Genomic DNA, 16,976 nt, shown 5'->3' with positions numbered 1-16,976 from the left:
CCCGGAAAGGAAGCTTCTTCATTTTGTTTAATAACTCTTTTTGGATCTTTTTTGCGATCATTCATTTTATCATTGTTCTTTTATTTTATAAAGGATTTGGCAAAATGGGTTTATTTGTGTGGATCGGCTTTGCAACAGTCTGTGCCAACCTTCAAGTCGTCAAAACGGTTGAGCTGTTTGGCTTAACAGCAACGCTCGGGAATGTGATGTACGGCACAATCTTTTTTGCTACAGATGTGCTGAATGAAAAATATGGGCCAGCTGAAGCGAGAAAAGCTGTATGGCTCGGGTTTTCGACTCTCCTGACACTGACTTTTGTTATGCAGGGCGTTCTGCTTTTCGAACCCGCTTCGAGCGATATTTCACAAACAGCGCTGGAAACGATTTTCGGTTTTCTCCCGAGAGTTGCTTTGGGAAGTCTGCTTGCCTTTATCTTCAGCCAAACACTGGATGTTTATGTATATTCGGCAATTAGAAGGATATTTCCTTCCGATCGGCTTCTATGGCTGAGAAACGGCGGCAGTACAGCAGTCAGCCAGCTGTTTGATACATTCATTTTTACCGGAGTCGCTTTTTTTGGCACATATCCGGCGGATGTTTGGCTTCATATTTTTATTTCTACATATTTGATTAAGTTTGCGGTTTCTCTGATTTCGCTGCCATATGCTTATGCGGCGAAAAAAATGATTCCGAGTGACGAAAGGAGTACATGATGCCTACAGAAATATATGTTGACGGAGCGAGCGCCGGTAATCCAGGGCCTTCCGGCATCGGCATTTTTATCAAACATGAAGGAAAAGCAGAATCTTTCTCGATTCCAATTGGAATGCATACCAATCAGGAAGCGGAATTTCTGGCGTTAATTGAAGGCATGAAACTGTGTGCAGCGCGCGGGTATCAATCGGTCTCCTTTCGAACTGACTCGGATATCGTGGAACGCGCAGCCGATCTTGAAATCGTGAAAAATAAAGCGTTTCAGTCGTTTGTCGAAGAGATCACCCGATTAAAAATGGCCTTCCCTCTTTTTTTCATCAAATGGATACCGGGAAAGCAAAACCAAAAAGCCGACCAGCTGGCAAAAGAAGCGATTCGGATGAATGATAAGAATTAGAATGGTTCATGCTATTGATGAGGTGAACAAACATGAAAAAGAAAGATAAGGGCCGGCTGACCGGCGGTGTTTCCCCGCAAGGCGATTTAGAAGGAAATACACATAATGACCCTAAAACAGAGCTTGAGGAAAGAGCTAAAAAAAGCAATACAAAACGCTAGAGAAGATCTTAAACGATCTCTCTAGCGTTCAGTTTTTCAAGCATACGCTCTATTCCTTTGATCTGATGGCGGCGAAGCATGACAGCCGCCTGCTCCATATTCAATGTAAAAACGGCTTCTGTCAGCGTACAGGCTAACGGCACAGAGCAGTTAATCTCAGCAAGCTTCCTCGAAATTTCCAGGTCGCTTAAACCTTGCTGAATTTTCCCCTGCTGTCCCTTTGGAAGAAGAGACAGATTCTCCAGCAAGCGGTCAATTGTTTCGTATTCACGAATCAGTTTATACGCGGTTTTTTCTCCAATGCCTTTTACTCCGGGATAATTATCACTGGAATCGCCCATCAGCGCTTTGATGTCAATTAAAGCCTTGGGCAGGACACCTGTTTCTTCGTAAAATACATCTTTTGTATACTTTTTATAATTGCCGATTCCTTTTTGAAGCAGCGCAACGCTTACTTCGTCCGTTAACAGCTGAAGTAAATCCCTGTCGCCTGTTACGATCGTAATATCCGTTTCTTCAGAAAACAAAGCTGCAAGTGTTCCAATACAATCATCCGCTTCGTACCCGGCAAGGCCAATATTCATGATGCCAAGTTCAGCGGCCGCTTCCTTTGCCAGATCAAATTGCGGGATCAGCTCAACCGGCGGCTGGCTTCGGTTCGCCTTATAATCCTGAAACAGATCATTCCGGTACGTTTTGCTGCCCATGTCCCAGCAGCATACAACATGTGTAGGCTGAAATGTTTCCACGGCTGTGATTAAATGCTTCAAAAATCCGTTAACGCCGTTTGTCGGAACCCCGCTGTCATTTATCATAAAGTTGCGATGCACGGCTGTGGCGAAAAATGCCCTGAATAATAGAGCCATGCCGTCAACAAGCAATAATTTATTTTTCATATGATAACTCCTTTTTCTATCAGTCGATCTATTTTACCATAAGTGCCGCGAAAATAAAAAACAGCATCTCTGTATAGAGATACTGTTTTGCGGTTAAATTAATCGTTGTGTCTTTTATTGCTAGCAATCAGCTTTTCAGCTTCGCGTCCTGCGTAAGAGTCGAAATGGGTTTGAAACCCGTTTTTCTTTTTGGCATTGTTATTGGCCTGTGCATTTCTGTTACCCAGCTTTGTTCTGCCCAACATAAATCCCCCCTTACGTCGGATACATATAGTATGCGCGTAACGGAGGATTTGCACTCGAGGCAGGATCATCCAGCTTATGTGCGGCTGACGTATTCTTTGACCATTTCTTTTGATACCAGACGTCTAGTCGGCACGATGCCTTTCTTGGCCAACTGATTCATCTTTTCTGTAATTTCATTAATGGCATCTGTTGAAAATGGCTCATCGTTTTTGCATTTAGCAACAGCTTCTTCAATCGCCATTTCACGAAGGTGTTCAAGCTGCATAAATGTTTTAATATGCTCGTGCTGTTTTGCAGAATGTGCAGAAATTGCTTTATGTACCTCTGACATCAATCGTTCATCTCGCTTTTTCTATTTAGTCTAACATGACTTGAAATGCAAGCCAACTGAATTTTTACATTTTGATTGTATCGCCTGTTCTCTGCCAAGAAATACATGCTTGATATGCATCTTCTATCTCTTTCACATGTTCCCCTTCTGCGTATCCTTCTGCATACGTATCTCTTTGGCCCTCTATTTGCGCCAATGCTTTTTCCGCCATTCCATACTGCTGGTGTCTGACATATTCAGCATAATGAGATATAAGGCTTTCTTCTTCACTTTTAATCCAGGCCTCCGTTATTTTCATAAGCTTCGTCCGCACTGCTTCAATGAAGCCTGCTTTTCCTTTCTGTTCAAAAAACTGCTTCGGAGATTTGATTTGTTTTTGCTCCTGTTCAAAGGCACGTTCATCGATCTCAGGTTCAACTTCTTTGAGCTGTATGCTGTTAGAAAGCTGATCATCCGAATAAATGGAGAAATATCCGTCTTCATCCAATGTTTTTTGACAGCTTTCCAGCCATTCTTCAGTGATATGCCGTTCGATGAAACCGCTCATTCGAATGTCGAGCGTTTTGATCTCCTGAATATATTCAAATTGATAATCATGTAATGCGCTTTTCATCGCCGCATTGATATTCTTTTTCCAATCTCCATTTTGAAGACCCGGATGAAATGCTGATTTTAACAAATCATTCGCAAAAAAGGACAAACGCTGTGTAATATGATAAAGCTGCTCCCTTGTATCCTTTTTTACTTTCTCAATAATGGTTTCTGAATTGCGGCGTTCCTTGATATCAGCAGCTGCCCGCTCAAACGATAACAGAAGGCGCTGTTTTTGCGCTTCCTTTTCTTCTTTGGACTGATGCTGTGATTGATGAAGCTGTAAGACCGTCTCACATAGTTTGTCTGCTTCTGAGCTAAGCTGTGCCGCAGCCGCTTTCTTTACATCGACCTCAATAAACTGGTCTAAATGTGCTCTTACTTTTGAGAACTGATTATGATATGTTTCCGGTTTTCCTAAGAGCTCTTCTTTACTTGACACGTAAAAGAGCTGCGGACCATGTATTCCTTCTTTTAAAAGCTCTGATCTGACATAATCCGTGACCGTTTCGAGCTCTGCTTTATCTTTCGCAAGATCAGCGGCATTAATGACAAAAAACATTTTATCCATGCTGAGCGATTCTTTCACGAGTCCCAGCTTCCGTAAAAATGAGCGGTCTCCTTTCGAGAAAGAATGCTGATAATAAGTCATGTAAAAAAACGCATCGGCATCCTTGATATATTGAAACGCAAGTTCTGTATGCCGTTTATTCAGACTGCTGGCTCCAGGTGTATCAACGATCGTAATCCCTTTTTCAGTCAGCGGGCATTTATAATAAACAGTCACTTCCTTTACAGCACAAGCCGTTGTCTCCTCAGCTACATACGGTTTTAATTCGGAGAGCGGAATCGTTAATATCTTTTGGGCCTGAATATATTGCTGATATTTTTCATATGCAAGCAGGAAATGACTGATCATGTTGATTTGTTCTTCTAGCAGACGCTCTTTTTTGATAGCCTTTTTCCACTTTTCCGCAAATGACCGTCCTTGTGGTTCCTCTTGCATTCCTGTGAGCTGCATGATTTCAGCCGTTATGTCATCCTCCGTCTTAAAAATGACATCCGCTGTTTTATGGGATTTGCCGTTTACCGGTTTCGTTATTTTGTTAATCGTTGCTGTTGTCGGTGTCGGTGATGACGGCAGCACTCTTTCACCAACCAACGCATTGGCAAATGAGGATTTTCCTGAACTGAATCCGCCAAATAGAGCAAGTGTAAATTTTCGGTCTTGCAGCCTTTTAATCCTTTCACGAAAAGCTGAGGTTTGTTTGGACAGCATACGATATCCGCCCAATAGATCAGACAGTGTGTAAAAGCGTTTTATCTGATCTTGAAGCGGCAGCTCTTTCCCGCTTTTCACTTCTGTTTTTAGCGTCTGCTGCTTTGTATGCTGTGCTTGGCTTTGTTTCTGTTCTGGAGCCTCGACCTTTTTTTTCTTCGTTTTAAACCAGTCCGGATCTATGTTTATTGGGCTTGCAGGCTTCTCTTCCCAGATCGCCCACATCCGGTCGGCTTTCTCACGAACATGTTGTTCATGACTGGCCTGTTCCTGAAGATAAGCCAGCTTTTCCGATTCCTGCGCGAGCCGGCCAGTGATCGATTCCTGTACTATAGAAGTACTCTCTTTTACCGTGGCGGTAAGTGTCTTGATGATGTCTGACGCTTCAGCTTTCGCCTCTTTACGGATCAGCTCTGCCAAATCTTTTGCATATTGCAAGACATATTCAGAAGAAAATGCTGCACCTTGCTTGACTGCGCGTTCAATAATATCAATATGAAGCGGCGTGCGATAAGCCTGGATCAGCTTTTCACTTTCAGCTGATTGAATACCAAATCCCTTGGCGAGTTTATGCAAAATATCTATGATATGCCAATCCGCTTCAGCTTCCGTTCTTTTTTTCACATCAGAGAAAAACTCATTTCTCCTTTTTTCTCTTTCCTGTGCAGTCTTTGCTTTAGAAAAGAAAAAACCGGTCTTAAAAGAGGGCTCACGTGATTCTAAGTAAGCTGCTGCCAGTTCACGCATTTCAAAAGGCGTCAAATTAGCGTTTCTTAAAATTCGATTGACTTCCTCCTGCATCGTACTTTCTGCCTCAATCGGTTTATTTGCTGCTTCGGTTGATTGAAGCTGCAGCGAATCCACCAGCCGTGCTTGTTTTTCAAGCTGTTCTCCAGAACTTGGACTGTCCGTATCCTCTTTCATGAGCATCTCTGTGTGCTCTCTCAGTAAATTCTGTACTTTTTGTTCAGTAATGGAATGCAAATTTCTTTTTGACTGCTGTTCAATTCTTTTTAACTCTTTTCGCAGGATACCGATTTGATTGAATGGGTGATTCGGTTCCGTCACCGACGTAAAAAAGAGTGCATCCTTTGGAATGCCTTCTTGACAAAGCATCTCCTCCACTTGCGCTTTGTAATCTTCAAAGCGTGTCTCGGTCTCATCATGTCTGTCAATTTGATTAACGATAAAATAGACATTCGGAATACTGTCTTTGATTGACCTAAGAAACAGTACATTTTCCTCTGAGTGGACATGGTTATAGTGAACGACGTAAAACAGCGCATCTGCCTGGTGAAGAATAGATGCCGCCGATAAAAAATGAGCCTCATCTGTTGAGTCAATCCCAGGGGTATCAATATACGCAACTCCTGGTTCGATTTCAGTATACCGGTCAAAAATTTCTACGGTTTCAATCTGCTCCCCATCCTTGCAATATTGCTGCACCTTGTCTTTATGATAGGCACCCTCCAGCTCCGCACACGCTCCGTCTGTTGTATGAAGACGAACACGCTTTTCTCCGTTTCTGATCACAACAAGGTTGGCGCTGGTCGGAATTGGACTTGTCGGCAGAATATTCTCCATTAACAGGCAGTTCAGCAATGACGATTTCCCCGCTGAATAATGCCCTGTAAACGCGATATAAATTTCTTCATCTGCGGCTTTCTTAACAACCGAAGCCAGTTTAGCCGCCCTTTTTTCATCCTGGTTCTCAACCAATTGTTCATAAAGTGCCCCAGTTTTGTACAAAAGTTCTTGTCTGCTGCGTTCTGTCATAAGTCTGAACCCCTTTGTGCCGTTTCAATTATGAATCTTTTTTGAAAGATCTGAATAAATCCCACTTCCATTTTACACAAGAATGACCCAAATTTCTTTAAGAGAATAGAAAAAAGCTGCCGAAGACGGCAGCTTCTATAAAAGAAAATCTGCAACTTTTTTACAAGTTCCAGATTCTTTAAACAGATTTATTAGAGATTCCTTTCAATACAAAACCAATTAATACACTATATGTACAAACTGCCCCAAGCAAAAACAGCATTGTCATTTGCTTCACCATCCTGATTGAGAATCTTTTTCAAGTTCATTCTAACATGGATGAGAATGATATTCAATCTCTATTTTGCTGTATATTCTCGTAATGCTTGCTCCTCTGCACGTATTCTGACAGACAGCATAACGGCATTTAAAAGTGAAAACAGACACATGGTAAAGTACGCTTGATACAAGAGCGGAATCAGGATGATTTCTAATACGACAACCGTATAGTTTGGGTGCTTCAGCCATTTGTAAGGCCCTTTTTTGACAAGTTCAGCACCCGGAACAACAAGAATTTTTGTATTCCAGTATGCCCCCAAAGAACAAAGCGCCCAATATCGAATCGCCTGTACTGCCAATATAGCCGCTGCTATGCCTGACCACCAGTTTGAAGGCTGTTTGTGCAGCAGCAGTACTTCGGCAATTAAAGACAGAAAAAAAAGAATGTGCATGGTGATGATATACGGATAATGACCCTCTCCGCATTCAATCGCCCCTTGTTTTTTCACCTTTTGTTCGTTTCGTCTCGCTACAGCCATTTCCGCTACTCTTTGAGCAGTGAGCACAGTGATTAGCATCCAAAACATGAGTTATGCCCCCTTTCCCCAGCTGAACAGCAGCAATTCTGATGAAAATCCCGGCCCCAATGCACCGATCAGCCCCCGTTCTGCTTCGTTTTTGCTTCCGTTCTGCAGATGGTGGTCGATTACATACAGAATTGTGGCTGATGACATATTTCCGTGTTTTTTAAGGATAGTTTGCGAAGACGCAAGCTGCTCAGGTGACAGGTCAAGACATTTAATGTATGCATCAATGACTTTTTTTCCGCCTGGATGAGCCAGAAAGACCGTAATATCGCTGAATGAAAGCTGATGTCCATTCAAAAAAGCCTGGACATTTGTCTTCAGCCATTTTTCAACCAAAGTCGGAATATCCCTTGAAAAAATGACTTTGAAACCTTGATCGGTAAAGTCCCAGCCCATAACATCTTCAGATTGTTTCATCAATACAGATTGCGAATCCGATATATTCGGCAAAAGCTGCAGCTTTGTCAGCCGGCGGTCCGCCTTCTCCCCGCATAATAATGCCGCTGCAATGCCGTCGCCAAAAAGTGATGTGCCGATCAAATTGCTTTTCGTTTTATCTTCAGGCTGAAATGTCAGACTGCACAGCTCAGCTGCAATAACTAGAACAAAAGCTTCCGGATGCGCTTTGCAGTACTCAGCAGCGCGCGCAAGCCCGCTCGCCCCTCCTGCACAGCCAAGTCCCCAAAGCGGAATTCGCTTCGTATAAGGAGAAAACGGGAGTTCATTCATCAGCCGCGCCTCAATGCTTGGTGTGGAAAGGCCCGTGCTGGAGACGAAAAAAACAGCATCCACTTTTTCATAAGGAATGGGTTCTTGAAGATAGGCTGCATTTGCGAGACACGTTTGAACAGCACTGACGCTATGCCTAAGTGTTTCCTCTATATAAATTTGATTTTTTTCTTCGAAGCTGTGCCCTTCTTTATACCATTCAATCGGTCTCACAAATTGTCTCGATTCAATTTGCCCGTTTTTAAAGGAGGTTAACAGCCGTTCTATATCTTTAAAGGAATGCTGAAACATATATCTGGCAAACTCCGCCGCCTTTTCTTGATCCACATCATTCTCAGGAAGACTTGTCCCGATCGACAAAACAAACGCCATATGATCACCTCTTAGCATACATTGTGCCGCAACTTTCTTTTTTATATGCAAAAAAAACTCCGCCGAAGCGGAGTTTACACTGCTGTTTTTTGCTGATTGACATCAGCTTTCTGTTCTGTTTTTTCAGTTTTCGAAAACATATTATATATCATATTCAAGACAACAGCTGTAAAGCTGCCGGCAACAATGCCGTTTGTTGTAAGAAGCGTTAAGGCGCTTGGAAGCTGTTTAAATATGTCCGGCACAACTGTTACACCGAGCCCAAGCCCCACTGAGCAGGCAACGATCAGCAGATTTTCCTGCTTTGCAAAATCAATTCGGCTGAGCATTTTGACGCCATAAGCAATGACCATTCCAAACATGGCCACCATCGCTCCGCCTAACACGGCAGATGGAATGATGGTCGTAAAAGCAGCAATTTTGGGAAACAGGCCAAAAGCCATTAGAAGCACGCCTGTCGCCACAATCACTGTATTTTTCTTGATTCCTGTCAGCTGGACAAGACCGACGTTTTGAGAAAATGCAGTGTAAGGAAATGCGTTAAATATACCGCCCAGCAAAACAGCCAGTCCTTCTGCACGATATCCTCTGGATAAGTCCTTTTCTGACAGACGGCGGTTGGTCAGATCGCCTAAAGCAAAGTAAACGCCCGTTGACTCCACAAGGCTGACGATGGCCACGATGGACATTGTAATGATAGGGGCCGCATGAAAAGACGGTGTGCCGAAATAAAACGGCTGAATCATTTGTACAAAGGCAGCGTCTGAAACATGATCAAACTGAACTTTCCCCATAAAATACGCAATAAATGTCCCGATCAAAATACCGATCAAAATGGAGATGGACTTGATAAATCCTGTTGTAAAACGGTATAGAAGCACGATGATGCTCAAAACGATAAAAGCGAGAGCGAGATTAGAAAGATCACCGAAGTCTGGACTGCCTTCCCCGCCGGCTATATTATTCATGGCCACCGGCATAAGCGTAATGCCAATGATGGTAACGACAGAACCTGTAACGACAGGCGGAAAAAACGAGACCAGTTTTCCAAAGAAAAAAGAAATGAGAATCACAAGAATACCTGAAGCGATAATACTTCCATAAACGGCGGAAACCCCATATTCGGAGCCTATCGCAATCATTGGTGACACAGCGGTAAATGTGCAGCCAAGCACAACTGGAAGCCCGATGCCGAAAAACCGATTGCTCCAAACTTGGAGAAGTGTAGCAACACCGCACATAAAAATATCAATCGACACCAAGTAGGTCAGCTGCTCCGCCGTCAGCCCCATCGCCTTCCCCACAATCAGGGGAACGACAATGGCGCCGGCGTACATGGCGAGTACATGCTGGATCCCTAGTGACAGCGTTTTGCCGAATCCGTTTTTCATGAACGAACCTCCTGTACAAAGGATACTTTTCCTTTTTCTAAAGATTCAATTCTTGCCAAAGATTCCACCCGATAGCCAAGCTTCACAAGTTCTTCTCTTCCCGGCTGAAACGATTTTTCAATGACAATGCCAAGTCCCGCGACAGAAGCTCCAGCTTGCTGTACGATCGATACCAGCCCAAGTGCGGCTTGTCCATTTGCCAAAAAGTCATCAATAATCAAAACGCGGTCCTGATCTGACAGATGATTTCCTGATACTGCGATTTGGCTTTCTGTTCGCTTCGTAAAGGAATAAACAGACGATGTCAGCAAATTGTCAGTGAGCGTTAAAGACTTATGTTTTCTCGCGAATACGACTGGCACACCCATTTGTAAACCAGCCATTACGGCCGGAGCAATTCCGGATGATTCGATTGTAACAATTTTTGTTACTCCGTCTTTTTCAAATCTGGCGGCAAACTCGTCACCGATTTTCTTCATGAGCAGCGGATCAATTTGATGATTTAAAAAAGCATCCACTTTCAATACCTGATCTGATAAAACGACGCCCTCTTCCTCTATTTTTCGTTTCAGTGCTTCCATCCTGTCATACCTCCGTTTAGATAATAAAAAAAGCATTACCCGCTCAAAACAAAGAGCAAGCAATGCTGAAATAACAAAAAACCGTACACGTCCGGTCTCATTGCTCACTCATAGTCGGACATTTAAGGTGCCCGGTAGAAACTTGCGTGCCATATCCACGCGATTATATGAGTGTTCCTATCATATTGTTAAAAATTATATCAAGATTCTAAGGTCTTGCATAGACAAAAATAAAAATTTCCGAACTTTAATTCTTTTTTTGAAAAAATCATTCGTTTTTTGTGAATATTTCGATAATAAATTGAGCCTGACGTTTGAGACGCCAGGCTTTTTCATTAAGATAAATACAGATTTGAGTATTTATTTTGCAAATAATCAATCAGGTAGCGTACATTCAGCTCTTCACCTGTTGCGTCTTTAATAATGTCTAATGGCTTTTTCCGTTTTCCGTGAATATGCACTTTTTCCGTCAGCCATTGTTTAATCGGATGAAACTCCCCTCTTTCCAAGAGAGTATCGAATTCAGGCAGATCATCGAGCATTTTATGTTTCAGCTGTGCTGCATACATATAACCAAGTGCATACGATGGGAAGTAGCCAAAATCTCCACCCGCCCAGTGAACATCCTGCAGGATTCCCTCTGCATCCTCAGAAGGAGTAATACCTAAATAATCCTGATATTTTTGATTCCAAAGTGAAGGCAGTTCTTCCACGGATACTTCATTGCTGAAAATCGCTTTTTCAATTTCATAACGAATAATAATATGCAAAGGATACGTCAATTCATCCGCTTCAACTCTGATTAATGAAGGTTTTGATTCGTTGACAGCCCTAACAAAATCATCAAGCGATATGTTGCCGAACTGTTCAGGAGACGCTTCTTGTATTTTCTGATAGTATGGTGTCCAGAAATGCTTGTTGCGTCCAATAAAATTCTCGTAAAACAATGATTGAGATTCATGAATACCCATTGAAGCACCGTCTGATAAATTCGTCCCGCTCAGCGCTTCGTCAATATTTTGCTCGTAGATCGCATGACCGCATTCATGAATTGTGCCGAAAATAGCTGTCCGGAAATCTTTTTCATCATATCTCGTCGTCACCCGAACATCCCCGCGGTTCATTGTTGTCGCAAATGGATGAACGGTTTCATCAAGCCTTCCGCCGTCAAAATCGTAGCCGAGCTCTTGCAGGAAATAAAGGCTGAGTTCTTTTTGTTTTTCCTTAGGGAACACTTTACTGATAAAGCTTGTATCCGGTTTATTCTCTGAGGCTGACACTTGTTTGATAAGAGGAATGATCGCTTCTTTCAGCTCAGAAAACAGCTGATCAAGCACCTTGACTGTCACACCTGGTTCAAACAAATCAAGCAATGCATTATAAGGATGCTCTCCATAACCCCAATATTCAATAAATCGTTTATTGTATTCGACCAGCTCCTCCAAATAAGGGGCAAACAAGTTGAAATCAGATTTTCCTTTCGCTTCCTCCCATGCTGTTTCAGCCTTTGAACAAAGAATAACATATTCCCTGTATTCTGCTTCAGGAATTTTTTTGTTTTCTTCATACTCTTTTTTTGCCAGCTCTACAGCCTTTTTCGTATCTTCAGCCAAATCATCAAACCGTTCATAAAGCGCATCAATAAGCTCCTTCATCCGATCTGATGTCTGGATATTGAATATATCTGTCGAAAGCTGACCGATGCTTTCAGCACGGTCCTCTGAGCCGTTTTTCGGCGCGCCTGTTCTGGAGTCCCAATGCATCAATGCAACCGCTTCACTATAATGTGAGATTCTTTTTAAAAGATCAAAAAATTCCTTTTCGTATGTATGTATCTTCATATCCATTCCCTCCCTATTCTAGCCGTTCCATTACAGGCTACTGGAAGGGTGTTTGAAAGTCAAATTGTTTGTATAAAAGGCTGCCGGTCTAGTTATCGGCAGCCTTCATCACTCAGTTTATCGTCATTTGATTGTTTGGCGGCGGTGTTTTTCGTTTTTTTGCATTGATTTTTTTATCCGCCCACACTGTTGCCAGAGGTGTTAACAAAGAGGTGACAATAACGCTTGTCGCAATGATTGCAGTTGCAGATTCAGCAACGGGTGCAAACGCAGAATTCGCTTCCGCTAAGGCGTATGGCACGGCGACGGCCGCTCCCGCTGTTGATGAAGCTGCCACCCCCGCGACACCATCTCCCCGGGCAATGAAACGATCAAGCAAATACAAGGAGCCGCCGGATAAGATGACAACAGAGACACCGACCAAAATGCCTAATAACCCTGACTGAATCAGCATTCCAAAATTTAAAGTGTTCCCAAGTGAAAATGCAAAAAACGGAATGATTGCCGGCACTACCTTGCTGAATAAGTCTCTCAGATCATGATCAAGATTTCCAAGTATGCAGCCGAGCAAAAACGGAATGACTGTTGCCGCCAGCGTTTCCCACGGAAAAGCAGCCAGTCCGGTAACACCGAATGTAACCATGGTCATAAAAGGTCCAGATTCTGTACTGATAAACGCGAATGCGCCGGCATCTTCTTTTCTGCCCATATGATTCATGAGCGCCAAATAGAGGCCGCCGTTCGTTTCATTCATCACTGCAACAATAGCTAGAACAGAAAGACCTGCAAAGAATCCGGATTGGATGCCTTCATCGGGTATAAATTGAGCCGCAATCACACCGAGCAGTGCCGCAAACCCGATCTTTCCCAATAATAAGGTAATCCCTTTTCTCGCAATATAGCCTGAAGAACGGAAATCAATCGTCGCTCCAACGCAAAAGATAAAAACGCCTAGTATGGGAAGGGTTCCTGTAATAAGCGCACCCGTAAACCCTCCAAAAAACTCTGCCGTTCCAGGCGCAAACGTATTAAGCGCTGCTCCCAGAAACAGCGGAATAATCATCATTCCGCCAGGTACCCGTTCAATTGTCGCTTTGATTTTCATATATATTCTCCCATCCTCCGGTTATGGAAAAACAATACCCCTTATGTGGCTACACTTGGAAAACAGCCTGTAAATCCTCTTTTGAACAGCTTTCCAGCTGGCTACCGACTCCGACGGCACCTGCCCCTGCCTTGAGCCATTCCGGAACCTCAGACGGATGGATTCCGCCAGTCGGTATAAAAGTAACCTGCGGAAAAGGGCCCGCTAAATTTTTCATAAAAGAAATGCCGAATACACCGCTTGGAAACAGCTTTAATGTAGTGAATCCGCATGTCAACGCTTTCATAATTTCGCTCGGTGTCAGTACGCCAGGGATATAATGCGTCTTCATAAACAATAGGTGTTCAGCAAGATCTGTTGAAAAACCCGGACTGACAATAAATTGTGCTCCTGCTTCCGCAGCTTCTCCCGCCTGCTGCGCAGTGATGACCGTGCCCGCTCCGATTAAGACATCTTCCCGATTTCTGTAGGACTCAATAATAGCAGAAGCTCCAGGTGTCGTATAAGTGACTTCAATTGCCCGAATCCCTTTATCTATCAAACTCTCAATTTGCTGACAGGCACGCTGTTTATCCTTTGAACGAATGACTGCAATCAGCCTGGCTTCTTTCAGACGGTTTTCTACTACATTGGACTCCATATTAACAATCCCCTTTCTTGTGGTGAACTGTTCTTTGAGCAGATAGAAATGCGGCTAATTTTTCCCTTGTCGGCAGACCGTCCATGTCCCCCGGTGCCTGAACTTGCAATGCGCCGATCGCATTACCCCTTTGCACTGCATCCTTGTACGGCAAGCCATCAAGAATTCCGCTGATGACGCCGACAGCAAATCCGTCTCCGGCGCCGACTGTGTCAACAACCTGATCAACCCGGAAGCCTTCTGTATATCCTTCACTTTCCTTTGATTTAAAGTAAGCGCCTTCTTTTCCAAGTTTAATAGCGACAAAGCTGACACCTTTTTTCAGATAAAAATCTGCAATGCCTTCAGGCGTTTTTTCACCAGTCAATAGCTCTCCCTCTGCGATTCCAGGGAAGAACCAATCCGCAAGTCCCGCCAAATCATTAATCGTATGTGCCATTGTTGCTTGATCGGGCCAAAGTGCGGGTCTTAGGTTAGGATCTAATGAGATGGTTTTTCCAGCCTGTTTCATGTCTTTCATCACATAATAGGCGAATTCTTTCAAATCGGCGGACAAAGCCGGGGGAATACCTGTAACATGCAGATGGTCTGCGCTTTGAAAATAGTCTCTTGGATATTCAGCAGCTGTTAAAGTGCTTGCAGCCGAGTTCTTCCTGTAATAGGTTACCTCAGGATCGCCTTCTTTCACTTTGGACTTTAGCAGCAGCCCCGTTGGATTGCCATCCTGAGACCGGATCACGCGAGACACATCCACTCCCTCTTTTTTCAGCTCCTGAAGAATAAATGTTCCGAGCTGATCATTGCCGACTTTGCTCATCCAGCCCATTTGAAAGCCAAGTCTGGCCAGGCCGCAAGCCACATTGCTTTCTGCCCCGGCCAGTCCTTTTGAGAATGTGGAAGCTTCATGAAGGCCTCCGTACTCATTTGCGTAAAACATGGCCATCGATTCGCCAAAAGTAATCGCATCAAGCTTCATTTCCCAACCTCCCCTTAGTTTGAGGGCACCTTGGATTAAAGTGACTTTCTCATGATGACTTTTGCCTCTAATTCGATGGTTTGAGGCGCTCCCTCGTCACCTTCAATCCTTTTTAATACGCGTTCCATCGCCGTCTTGCCCATATCATGTGACGGCTGGGCGATTGTTGTAATGCCCGGGCCGATGAGTTTATACCATTCCGTATCATCGAATCCGGCAATCCCTGTATCTTCGGGAATGCGCAGCCCTATTTCTTCCATACAGCTAATAATTTTTAGCATAATCAACCCATTTAAAGCAAGAATCGCTTTTTTTTGCTCAGGCATCTCATTCATAAAAGAGCGCAGCGCCTTCTCAAGCTGCTCTTTGTCTTTGACGTCAATTTCATACATTCGCCTGAGTCCATTCACATTTCGCACCGCAGCAATCTCCTGATAAACAGCCGCTCTTTCCGCCCGGGGGCTGATGGATGCAATCGGTTCGGTAAACAGCGCGACATCTGTGTACCCTTTGCTGTAAATCTGCTGAAGGATCTCTTCAGTTATCCTTCTGTTGTCAGTCGTTACGGTATCCAGTTTCAGATCCGGCAATTTGCGGTCAATTAATACTGTCGGCACCTGCTGTTCGGCAAAAGAATATAAAATATCCTTGTTTTCCCCGGTTGCATTCAAAATCAGCCCTTCTACAGAATGTGCTTCGAGCTTTAGCAGCATTTCCCGCTCTTTTTCAGGACTGTTATCAGTGTTGCACACCATTATGCTGTAGCCATATTGATCACAAACCTCTTCTACTCCCCTAAATGCTGCGACTGAAAAGGGATTTGTAATGTCTGCTACAACAAATCCGATTAATTTGCTTTTTTTTATTTTCAAGCCTTGTGCCATTTTACTCGGCCGATAATTCAATTCAGTGATTGCCTTTTTTATGTTTTTTACCTTTTCAGGAGAAATCGCGTCAATTTTGCCGTTAATATAACGAGAAACGGTGGATTTTGATACTCCTGCAAATTCAGCTACGTCTTTGATGGTGATATGGCCTGTTGTTTTCTTTTTCATTCAAGTGCTCCTGTATCGTCTTATAATTTGAAACCGATTTCAAAACCGTTACAACACAAGAATACCATATTTTTTAAAATTGAAAAGTATTTTTTTAATAATGTGCTTATTCACAAAATTTCCGTTGACTCTTTTCTCTATTTATCCTAAAATTTTCTTTGAAACCGTTACCAAAAAATTTCATTCAAGTGATGCTGAAATCCTAACCAAGGGGGAAATCCAATGGAAAATCGTTACTCTGTACACCCTGAACAAGTAAAACGCTTTACAACCGAGGAGCTTCGCAGTCATTTTTTAATGGATACGTTATTTACGGAAAATAAGCTGACCATGTATTACTCCCATGAAGACCGCGTTGTGATCGGCGGTGCAGCACCCGGACAGAGCGAACTGAAGCTTGATGCCGGAGACTTTCTTAAAACGGACTTTTTTCTAGAACGGCGTGAAATCGGTATTATTAACGTCGGCCAGCCTGGTGCGGTTAAAGTTGGCGATGATGAATATGTGCTTCAAACAAAGGATTTTCTATATATCGGGATGGGCAATCGGGATGTAGCATTTAAAAGCCTAAACGGAGAAACAGCAAAGTTTTACTTCGTCTCCTCGGGCGCGCATCAAAGCTATCCGACGCAAAAAGCCGCTCTTTCTGAACTGACACCGGACCGGCTCGGTGACGCAGCAGCATCAAATGTAAGAAGCCTGTACAAAGTCATTCATCAAGATGGCATTCAAAGCTGTCAGCTGATGATGGGGATCACGATGCTAGACGAAAACAATAACTGGAACACCATGCCGGCACACGTCCATGATCGCCGGATGGAGGCTTATCTCTACCTTGATCTTGAGAAGGATTCGAAGGTTTTTCACTTCATGGGTCAGCCGGATGAAACACGCCACCTTGTCGTCGGAAACGAGCAGGCTGTCCTTTCTCCTGCCTGGTCCATTCATTCTGGCGCAGGAACATCTAACTACAGTTTTGTGTGGGCGATGGCTGGTGAAAACTACACATTTACGGACATGGATCTTGTGCCGATGGATGGGCTGAAATAA

The 16,976-nt window shown here is 43.5% G+C and carries 18 protein-coding genes and 1 riboswitch; of the genes, 4 read left to right on the top strand and 14 right to left on the bottom strand.

What is annotated here, in order from left to right; translation table 11 throughout:
* Positions 1-23 precede the first annotated feature (23 nt).
* The 3 genes from UJ203_RS04540 to sspL are packed head-to-tail and all read left to right on the top strand — an operon-like array spanning position 24 to position 1,272.
* Entirely contained in the window at positions 24-713 is a 690-nt protein-coding gene (locus tag UJ203_RS04540; protein WP_024121804.1) for a queuosine precursor transporter, read from the top strand.
* Complete coding sequence (locus UJ203_RS04535; protein WP_101864411.1) at positions 713-1,111, top strand: reverse transcriptase-like protein; 399 nt, start codon at positions 713-715, stop codon at positions 1,109-1,111. Before UJ203_RS04540 ends, UJ203_RS04535 begins: the two co-directional genes overlap by 1 nt.
* A 32-nt stretch (positions 1,112-1,143) precedes the next feature.
* A complete protein-coding gene (sspL, locus tag UJ203_RS04530; RefSeq protein ID WP_010334670.1) occupies positions 1,144-1,272 on the top strand; it encodes a small, acid-soluble spore protein L in 129 nt (42 codons plus the stop codon).
* Between the two features lie 8 nt (positions 1,273-1,280).
* Here sspL and UJ203_RS04525 read toward each other — a convergent pair whose 3' ends face one another.
* From UJ203_RS04525 to UJ203_RS04460, 14 genes are all read right to left on the bottom strand, one after another.
* On the bottom strand, positions 1,281-2,168 hold the full coding sequence (locus UJ203_RS04525; protein ID WP_322008698.1) for a 5'-3' exonuclease: 888 nt from the start codon (positions 2,166-2,168) through the stop codon (positions 1,281-1,283).
* Between the two features lie 98 nt (positions 2,169-2,266).
* The gene (locus tag UJ203_RS04520) at positions 2,267-2,413 is read right to left on the bottom strand and encodes a hypothetical protein (RefSeq protein ID WP_003230761.1); all 147 of its coding nucleotides are present in this window, start codon (positions 2,411-2,413) and stop codon (positions 2,267-2,269) included.
* Between the two features lie 74 nt (positions 2,414-2,487).
* Positions 2,488-2,745, bottom strand: a complete 258-nt coding sequence (locus UJ203_RS04515) for a YpbS family protein (protein WP_044155446.1) — start codon at positions 2,743-2,745, stop codon at positions 2,488-2,490.
* A gap of 64 nt (positions 2,746-2,809) precedes the next feature.
* Complete coding sequence (locus UJ203_RS04510; RefSeq protein ID WP_322008697.1) at positions 2,810-6,391, bottom strand: dynamin family protein; 3,582 nt, start codon at positions 6,389-6,391, stop codon at positions 2,810-2,812.
* Positions 6,392-6,569: 178 nt separating this feature from the next.
* A complete protein-coding gene (gene fbpC, locus UJ203_RS04505) occupies positions 6,570-6,659 on the bottom strand; it encodes a Fur-regulated basic protein FbpC (protein ID WP_100069434.1) in 90 nt (29 codons plus the stop codon).
* Between the two features lie 70 nt (positions 6,660-6,729).
* Positions 6,730-7,236, bottom strand: coding sequence for an isoprenylcysteine carboxyl methyltransferase family protein (locus tag UJ203_RS04500; protein WP_105991758.1), 507 nt, complete (start codon positions 7,234-7,236; stop codon positions 6,730-6,732).
* A 3-nt stretch (positions 7,237-7,239) separates the two neighbouring features.
* A complete protein-coding gene (locus UJ203_RS04495) occupies positions 7,240-8,337 on the bottom strand; it encodes a type III polyketide synthase (RefSeq protein WP_322008696.1) in 1,098 nt (365 codons plus the stop codon).
* A 74-nt stretch (positions 8,338-8,411) separates the two neighbouring features.
* On the bottom strand, positions 8,412-9,728 hold the full coding sequence (gene pbuX / locus UJ203_RS04490; protein WP_105991756.1) for a xanthine permease PbuX: 1,317 nt from the start codon (positions 9,726-9,728) through the stop codon (positions 8,412-8,414).
* Entirely contained in the window at positions 9,725-10,309 is a 585-nt protein-coding gene (gene xpt / locus UJ203_RS04485; RefSeq protein WP_105954979.1) for a xanthine phosphoribosyltransferase, read from the bottom strand. Before xpt ends, pbuX begins: the two co-directional genes overlap by 4 nt.
* Positions 10,310-10,400: 91 nt before the next feature.
* Positions 10,401-10,500, bottom strand: a riboswitch (purine riboswitch).
* Positions 10,501-10,644: 144 nt separating this feature from the next.
* A complete protein-coding gene (locus UJ203_RS04480) occupies positions 10,645-12,150 on the bottom strand; it encodes a carboxypeptidase M32 (protein WP_322008695.1) in 1,506 nt (501 codons plus the stop codon).
* Positions 12,151-12,262: 112 nt separating this feature from the next.
* Positions 12,263-13,255: a 2-keto-3-deoxygluconate transporter gene (kdgT, locus tag UJ203_RS04475; protein WP_101860389.1), complete on the bottom strand. Its 993-nt coding sequence runs from the start codon at positions 13,253-13,255 to the stop codon at positions 12,263-12,265.
* Between the two features lie 49 nt (positions 13,256-13,304).
* Positions 13,305-13,895, bottom strand: coding sequence for a bifunctional 4-hydroxy-2-oxoglutarate aldolase/2-dehydro-3-deoxy-phosphogluconate aldolase (eda, locus tag UJ203_RS04470; RefSeq protein ID WP_322008694.1), 591 nt, complete (start codon positions 13,893-13,895; stop codon positions 13,305-13,307).
* A gap of 1 nt (position 13,896) precedes the next feature.
* Positions 13,897-14,871, bottom strand: a complete 975-nt coding sequence (kdgK, locus tag UJ203_RS04465) for a 2-dehydro-3-deoxygluconokinase (protein WP_322008693.1) — start codon at positions 14,869-14,871, stop codon at positions 13,897-13,899.
* Positions 14,872-14,906: 35 nt separating this feature from the next.
* Positions 14,907-15,926, bottom strand: coding sequence for a LacI family DNA-binding transcriptional regulator (locus UJ203_RS04460; RefSeq protein ID WP_105954977.1), 1,020 nt, complete (start codon positions 15,924-15,926; stop codon positions 14,907-14,909).
* A gap of 222 nt (positions 15,927-16,148) precedes the next feature.
* Here UJ203_RS04460 and kduI point away from each other — a divergent pair, with 222 nt between their 5' ends.
* Complete coding sequence (gene kduI, locus UJ203_RS04455; protein ID WP_024121818.1) at positions 16,149-16,976, top strand: 5-dehydro-4-deoxy-D-glucuronate isomerase; 828 nt, start codon at positions 16,149-16,151, stop codon at positions 16,974-16,976.

This window comes from Bacillus sp. V26, from assembly GCF_034296245.1.
In the GTDB taxonomy this organism is placed as follows: Bacteria; Bacillota; Bacilli; order Bacillales; family Bacillaceae; genus Bacillus; species Bacillus halotolerans.
This window is presented reverse-complemented; position numbering and strand designations above follow the sequence as displayed.

Coding starts and splice junctions, on each gene's coding strand:
- UJ203_RS04535 (WP_101864411.1), top strand. CDS start 713: ATGCCTACAGAAATATATGTTGACGGAGCGAGCGCCGGTAATCCAGGG.
- sspL (WP_010334670.1), top strand. CDS start 1,144: ATGAAAAAGAAAGATAAGGGCCGGCTGACCGGCGGTGTTTCCCCGCAA.
- UJ203_RS04525 (WP_322008698.1), bottom strand. CDS start 2,168: ATGAAAAATAAATTATTGCTTGTTGACGGCATGGCTCTATTATTCAGG.
- UJ203_RS04520 (WP_003230761.1), bottom strand. CDS start 2,413: ATGTTGGGCAGAACAAAGCTGGGTAACAGAAATGCACAGGCCAATAAC.
- UJ203_RS04515 (WP_044155446.1), bottom strand. CDS start 2,745: ATGTCAGAGGTACATAAAGCAATTTCTGCACATTCTGCAAAACAGCAC.
- UJ203_RS04510 (WP_322008697.1), bottom strand. CDS start 6,391: ATGACAGAACGCAGCAGACAAGAACTTTTGTACAAAACTGGGGCACTT.
- fbpC (WP_100069434.1), bottom strand. CDS start 6,659: ATGACAATGCTGTTTTTGCTTGGGGCAGTTTGTACATATAGTGTATTA.
- UJ203_RS04500 (WP_105991758.1), bottom strand. CDS start 7,236: ATGTTTTGGATGCTAATCACTGTGCTCACTGCTCAAAGAGTAGCGGAA.
- UJ203_RS04495 (WP_322008696.1), bottom strand. CDS start 8,337: ATGGCGTTTGTTTTGTCGATCGGGACAAGTCTTCCTGAGAATGATGTG.
- pbuX (WP_105991756.1), bottom strand. CDS start 9,728: ATGAAAAACGGATTCGGCAAAACGCTGTCACTAGGGATCCAGCATGTA.
- xpt (WP_105954979.1), bottom strand. CDS start 10,309: ATGGAAGCACTGAAACGAAAAATAGAGGAAGAGGGCGTCGTTTTATCA.
- UJ203_RS04480 (WP_322008695.1), bottom strand. CDS start 12,150: ATGAAGATACATACATACGAAAAGGAATTTTTTGATCTTTTAAAAAGA.
- kdgT (WP_101860389.1), bottom strand. CDS start 13,255: ATGAAAATCAAAGCGACAATTGAACGGGTACCTGGCGGAATGATGATT.
- eda (WP_322008694.1), bottom strand. CDS start 13,895: ATGGAGTCCAATGTAGTAGAAAACCGTCTGAAAGAAGCCAGGCTGATT.
- kdgK (WP_322008693.1), bottom strand. CDS start 14,871: ATGAAGCTTGATGCGATTACTTTTGGCGAATCGATGGCCATGTTTTAC.
- UJ203_RS04460 (WP_105954977.1), bottom strand. CDS start 15,926: ATGAAAAAGAAAACAACAGGCCATATCACCATCAAAGACGTAGCTGAA.
- kduI (WP_024121818.1), top strand. CDS start 16,149: ATGGAAAATCGTTACTCTGTACACCCTGAACAAGTAAAACGCTTTACA.